This window comes from Rathayibacter sp. AY1C1 (assembly GCF_002932105.1).
In the GTDB taxonomy this organism is placed as follows: domain Bacteria; phylum Actinomycetota; class Actinomycetes; order Actinomycetales; family Microbacteriaceae; genus Rathayibacter.
Map to the genome: position 1 here is coordinate 1 of NZ_PSWH01000061.1, position 6,323 is coordinate 6,323.

A 6,323-nucleotide genomic window follows, 5' to 3' on the forward strand; every position below is an offset into this window, starting at 1 on the left:
GCCTCGCCCGGCGTGGCGCGGTCGGCTTCTCGGGGTGGGGCGTGGGTGGAGCGGGCCGCAGGCGGCTGGGGCGAATCGCTGGGACGCGATTCACCCGTTCGCCTCGCGGGTGGCAGGACGGGCCTCGCCCGGCGTGGTGCGGTCGACTTCTCGAGGTGGGGGCGTGGGTGGAGCGGGGTGCGGACGGCTGGGGCGAATCGCTGGGACGCGATTCACCCGTTCGCCTCGGGGGTGGCAGGGCGGTCGCTGACCGGCGTGGCGCGGTCCGCTCTGTGAAGGGAGCGGGCTGGCAGCAACTGCGGTGAATCGCTCGGACGGGATCGGCGGTTCGGCTCGGGAGCGAGGCGACCGCGGATCGTCGTGCGGTCTCGGGCTGAGAGCAGGTGCGGTGGGCGGGTTCCGAGGCCCGCAGGAGGGGCGGCGGCTGGGAAGGTGCGGCGAGCGGACGAGGGGTACCGCGGCGCGCGTACGATGGGGCGCGTGCCAGCAGTGAATCTGGGTCTTCCCAAGGTCCCCATGACCCTCGCCCCCCGCCGCAAGTCCCGCCAGATCAAGGTGGGCAAGGTGCTCGTGGGCGGTGACGCGCAGGTCAGCGTCCAGTCGATGTGCACCACACCGACGACGAACATCAACGCGACCCTCCAGCAGATCGCCGAGCTCACCGCGTCCGGCTGCGACATCGTCCGCGTCGCGGTGCCGAGCCGCGACGACGCGGAGGCGCTGCCGATCATCGCCAAGAAGAGCCAGATCCCGGTCATCGCCGACATCCACTTCCAGCCCAACTACGTCTACGCCGCGATCGACGCCGGCTGCGCCGCGGTCCGCGTGAACCCCGGCAACATCCGCAAGTTCGACGACCAGGTCGGCAAGATCGCCGCCGCCGCGAAGGCCGCCGGCGTCTCGATCCGCATCGGCGTCAACGCCGGCTCGCTCGAGCCGAGCATCCTGCAGAAGTACGGCAAGCCCACCCCCGAGGCCCTCGTCGAGAGCGCCGTCTGGGAGGCCAGCCTCTTCGAGGAGCACGACTTCCACGACTTCAAGATCTCGGTCAAGCACAACGACCCCGTCGTCATGGTGAAGGCCTACCGCCAGCTCGCCGAGCGCGGCGACTGGCCCCTCCACCTCGGCGTCACCGAGGCCGGCCCCGAGTTCCAGGGGACGATCAAGTCCGCCACCGCCTTCGGCATCCTCCTCGGCGAGGGCATCGGCGACACCATCCGCGTGTCCCTCTCGGCCCCGCCCGCGCAGGAGGTCAAGGTCGGCCTGCAGATCCTCCAGTCGCTGAACCTCCGCGAGCGCAAGCTCGAGATCGTCTCCTGCCCCAGCTGCGGCCGCGCGCAGGTCGACGTCTACACGCTCGCCAACGACGTCACCGCCGGCCTCGAGGGCATGAGCGTCCCGCTGCGCGTCGCCGTCATGGGCTGCGTCGTCAACGGACCCGGCGAGGCCCGCGAGGCCGACCTGGGCGTCGCCTCCGGCAACGGCAAGGGCCAGATCTTCGTCAAGGGCGAGGTCATCAAGACCGTCCCCGAGGCCGAGATCGTCCAGACCCTCATCGAGGAGGCCAACCGCCTGGCCGCCGAGATGCCGGCCGACGACACCTCGACCGGAGCCCCGGTCGTCACCGTCGGCGCGAACTGACGGCGCGGGGCGGATCGACGTGGTCCGCCCCGCACTGCGCCTCGCGCTCGTGGTCGTCGCCGCCGCGCTCCTCGCCTCCGGTGTCGCCGCGCTCCGCAGCGGCCCGTCCTCCGAGGCCGGCGAATGCATCGACAGCCGCAGCCCGCAGGACCCCTTCGGCTGCGACCGCTGGGTGCTGACCGCGGCCGAAGGGGAGACCCCGTACACGGCCTGGGTCGAGGACGCCCGCGTCCGCCTCCGCTCCGAGAGCGTCGGGGGTGCGCCGACCCTGGTCGTCGGCACCGGCTGCCTCGTGGTCAGCGCCGCCTACCGGATCGACGACGGCGTGCTGATCCCCGGCGACGAGGTGACCGGCTCCGACACCTGCTCCGACACGCCGAGCCCCGAGGCCATCCGGCTCCGGGCGCTCCTCTCCGGCCCGATGACGATCGGCGGCACCCCCGACGACGTGCTGCTGGACGGCACGGGCGGAGCGGTCGTCTTCTCGCGGATCCCCGACTGAGGCTCCCGGCGCCCTCGCGAGCCGGGGGAGCGCAGCGGATAGGATCGTCCCTCGTGGTCACCCGTCTCTCGCATCTGTTCGTCCGCACGCTCCGGGAGGATCCCGCCGACGCCGAGGTCGCGGGCCACCGCCTCCTCGTCCGCGCGGGCTACATCCGCCGTCAGGCGCCCGGCGTCTTCGCCTGGCTGCCGCTGGGACTGCGCGTCAAGCGCCGCATCGAGCGGATCATCCACGAGGAGATGGAGGCCGCCGGCGCCCAGGAGGTGCACTTCCCCGCGCTCCTGCCCCGCGAGCCCTACGAGCTCTCGGGCCGCTGGACCGAGTACGGCGACGGCGTGTTCCGCCTGAAGGACCGCAAGGACGCCGACTACATGCTGGCTCCCACGCACGAGGAGTTCTTCACGCTGCTCGTGAAGGACCTCTACTCCTCCTACAAGGACCTGCCCCTGTCGATCTACCAGATCCAGGACAAGTACCGGGACGAGGCGCGGCCCCGCGCGGGCCTCCTGCGCGGCCGCGAGTTCACGATGAAGGACGCGTACTCCTTCGACTACACCGACGCCGGCCTCGACGCGAGCTACCAGCGCCAGCGCGACGCCTACGAGCGGATCTTCGCCCGTCTGGGCCTGGAGTACGTGATCGTGCAGGCCGACGCCGGAGCGATGGGCGGCTCCCGGAGCGAGGAGTTCCTGCACCCCACCCCCGTCGGCGAGGACACCTTCGTCCGGTCGGCGGGAGGGTACGCGGCGAACGTCGAGGCGTACCGCACGCCCGTCCCCGCGGCGCTGCCCGTCGAGGGCCTGCCCGAGGCGCGCGTCTTCGACTCGCCCGACACCCCGACCATCCAGACCCTGGTCGACCTGGCGAACGCGACGCAGCCCCGCCCCGACGGCCGCGCCTGGACCGCCGCCGACACCCTGAAGAACGTCGTCCTCGCGCTCACCGCGCTCGACGGCACCCGCGAGCTCGTGATCGTCGGCCTGCCCGGCGACCGCGACGTCGACCTCAAGCGCGCCGAAGTGGCGTTCGCCCCGGCCGAGGTCGAGGCCGCCACGGCGGAGGACTTCGCGAAGCACCCCGGACTGGTCAAGGGCTACATCGGACCCTGGTCGGCCGAGGGAGCCGTCCTGGGCGAGGAGTCGGCGACCGGCGTCCGCTACCTGCTCGACCCGCGCGTGGTCGACGGCACCGCCTGGATCACCGGGGCCAACGTCTCCGGGCAGCACGTCCTCGACCTGGTCGCCGGCCGCGACTTCCACGGCGACGCCACCGTCGAGGTCGCGGACGTCCGCACCGGCGACGAGGCGCCCGACGGCTCGGGCCCGATCGAGACCGCCCGCGGCATGGAGATCGGCCACGTCTTCCAGCTCGGCCGCAAGTACGCCGACGTCCTCGGGCTGAAGGTGCTCGACGAGAACGGAAAGCTCGTCACCGTCACGATGGGCTCCTACGGCATCGGCGTGACCCGCATCCTCGCCATCATCGCCGAGGCCACCCACGACGACCGCGGACTGCTGTGGCCCGCGAACGTCGCGCCGTTCGACGTGCACGTCATCGCGACCGGCAAGGACGCGGCGGCTCTCGAGCTCGCCGAGTCGGTCGGCGCCTCCCTCGAGGCCGCCGGCCGCGACGTGCTGATCGACGACCGCCCGAAGGTCTCGCCCGGCGTCAAGTTCGGCGACGCCGAGCTGATCGGGGTGCCCGTGATCGTCATCGCGGGGCGAGGAGCGGCAGACGGGATCGTCGAGCTGTGGGACCGCCGGTCCGGCGAGCGCGAGCAGCTCCCGGTCGCCGAGGCGCTCGCCCGGCTGGGCGCCTAGACCCGACACGCCGAGGGCCCCGCCACCGCTTCCCGCGGCAGGCGGGGCCCTCCGTGCCTCGGCGGGAACCGCGGGTGGAACCCCGGGCCGCGTCGGGTACCCTTGAGGGCTGATCCGGGTGAGAGCCCGGCAGGCGAACGACCGCGGTCACCACCGCGGCATCCAAGTGAATAGAGAGAAAGGCCCGCCCGTGGACATCGACCTGAGCGTTCTGCGACTCATGGAGCGCGAGCGCGAGATCCCCTTCGAGGAACTCGTGCAGATCATCGAGCAGGCGATCCTGACCGCCTACCTCAAGCACATCGGCCAGGCCGACGACGCCGACAAGGCCACCGCCGTCGACGCGCGCGTGCACCTCGACCGCAAGACCGGTCACGTCTCGGTCTTCGTGCCCGAGCTCGACGAGGAGGGCGCCGTCGTGGGCGAGGCCGAGGACTCCCCGCGCGACTTCGGCCGCATCGCCGCCTTCGCCGCGAAGCAGGTCATCAACCAGCGCCTGCGCGACATCGCCGACGAGCACGTGCTCGGCGAGTTCAAGGGCCGCGAGGGCGACATCGTCGCCGGCGTCATCCAGCAGGGCCCCAACCCGCGGATGATCCACGTCGACCTCGGCTCCATCGAGGCGATCCTCTCGCCCGAGGAGCAGGTGCCCGGCGAGGACTACAGCCACGGACGCCGCATCCGCGTCTACGTCACGAGCGTCGGCCGCGGACCCAAGGGCCCGTCGGTCCAGGTGTCCCGCACCCACCCGTCGCTGGTGCGCAAGCTGTTCGCCCTCGAGGTCCCCGAGATCGCGTCCGGCGTGGTGGAGATCGTCTCCCTCGCCCGCGAGGCCGGCCACCGCACCAAGATCGCGGTGCGCGCGACCGAGCCCGGCGTGAACGCCAAGGGCGCCTGCATCGGCGAGCTCGGCCAGCGCGTGCGCGCGGTGACCGCCGAGCTCAACAACGAGAAGATCGACATCGTCGACTACTCCTCCGACCTGCCGACCTTCGTCGCCAGCGCGCTCTCGCCCGCCAAGGTGACCAGCGCGTTCGTGATCGACCAGAGCCTCAAGGCCGTCCGCGCGCTCGTCCCCGACTACCAGCTCTCGCTCGCCATCGGCAAGGAGGGCCAGAACGCCCGCCTCGCCGCCAAGCTGACCGGCGCGAAGATCGACATCCAGCCCGATTCGGTGATGGACGGGGAGTGATCCCCGAGCATCGGCCGTGCGGGGGAGCGGTCCCGGAGGGGAGGGAGTAGAGTGGAAGCCGTCAGAACGTGCGTCGGCTGCCGTCTGCGCGCCCCCCGGGCCTCTCTTCTGAGGCTGGTCCTCCACTCGAACGTCCTCGCGGTAGACCCGCGTGCCGTCCGTCCTGGTCGGGGAGCGTGGCTCCACGACACAGCCGACTGCTACGAGCTCGCGGTCAAGCGCCGCGCGTTCGGAAGAGCGTTCCGGACACGCGAGAGCGTGGACGCGAGCGAGCTGGAGCAGTACATCGCACGATCCGACCGGCTCGGCCCCTCGACCGGAGGGGCCGGAGCAGCGCACGATCACACCATAGAGAACAGGCAGAACGGCCCGTGAACTGATCATGAGCGAAGACTGATGAGCGGCTCGAAATGAGACCCGTCCGTTCGTGACGCCTGCCCCCGTCTTGGGTGCAGGCCCAAGACAGGAGAGAAGTGGCAAAACCACGCGTACACGAGATCGCATCCGAACTGGGTGTCGATAGCAAGGTCGCACTTGCGAAGTTGAAGGAGCTCGGCGAGTTCGTCAAGGGCCCGTCCTCGAGCATCGAACCCCCGGTGGCGCGCAAGCTCCGCCAGGCCCTCCAGGGCCAGGGCGGTTCCTCCGCGGGAGCGTCGGCGACCCCGACCGCCCCCGCCGCCGGCGCCCGTCCCGGGGCCCCGCGCCCCTCCGGTGCCCGTCCGTCCGCGCCCACGCCCGGCCCGGCCAAGCCGCCCGCTCCGGCGCCCGCACCGCCGATGTCTGTCGCCGAGCGCCAGGCCCAGGCTCAGGCAGCCCAGGAGGCCGCGGCCGCTCAGCGCGCCCAGGCAGCCAAGGACGCGCCCGCCGAGGCCGCCGCTCCGGCTCCGACCGAGGCCCCCGCGGCTCCGGCCGCCGCCGAGAAGCCGGCGTCCGGCGCGACCCCCGGCGGACCCAAGCCCGTGACCCCGCGTCCGGCTCCCGCCGCGAACACCCCGCGCCCCGGCGGCGCCTCGGGCGGCTCCAACCGCCCCGGCGGCACCCCGCGCCCGGGCAACAACCCGTTCGCCAGCAACCAGGGCATGGGACAGCGTCCGGCCGCCCCGCGCCCCGGCAACAACCCCTTCGCCAGCTCGCAGGGCATGGGATCGCGTCCGACCCCGGGCAACAT

General features: G+C 72.4%; 6 protein-coding genes. All 6 read left to right on the plus strand.

The annotated features are described in order from the left end of the window. Positions 1–480: 480 nt before the first annotated feature. Positions 481–1,641: a flavodoxin-dependent (E)-4-hydroxy-3-methylbut-2-enyl-diphosphate synthase gene (gene ispG, locus C5C71_RS16910; protein WP_173244694.1), complete on the plus strand. Its 1,161-nt coding sequence runs from the start codon at positions 481–483 to the stop codon at positions 1,639–1,641. A 19-nt stretch (positions 1,642–1,660) separates the two neighbouring features. Continuing rightward, on the plus strand, positions 1,661–2,143 hold the full coding sequence (locus tag C5C71_RS16915; RefSeq protein WP_104225178.1) for a hypothetical protein: 483 nt from the start codon (positions 1,661–1,663) through the stop codon (positions 2,141–2,143). 53 nt (positions 2,144–2,196) lie between these two features. Continuing rightward, a complete protein-coding gene (locus C5C71_RS16920) occupies positions 2,197–3,963 on the plus strand; it encodes a proline--tRNA ligase (RefSeq protein WP_104225179.1) in 1,767 nt (588 codons plus the stop codon). Between the two features lie 190 nt (positions 3,964–4,153). Continuing rightward, on the plus strand, positions 4,154–5,155 hold the full coding sequence (gene nusA / locus C5C71_RS16925) for a transcription termination factor NusA (RefSeq protein WP_104225180.1): 1,002 nt from the start codon (positions 4,154–4,156) through the stop codon (positions 5,153–5,155). A gap of 51 nt (positions 5,156–5,206) precedes the next feature. Next, positions 5,207–5,530 carry a YlxR family protein gene (locus C5C71_RS16930; protein WP_104225593.1) on the plus strand — a complete coding sequence of 108 codons (324 nt, stop codon included), beginning with the start codon at positions 5,207–5,209 and terminating at the stop codon, positions 5,528–5,530. A 98-nt stretch (positions 5,531–5,628) separates the two neighbouring features. Then, the coding region (locus tag C5C71_RS16935) for a translation initiation factor IF-2 N-terminal domain-containing protein (protein ID WP_181065756.1) at positions 5,629–6,323 on the plus strand (695 nt) is incomplete at its 3' end.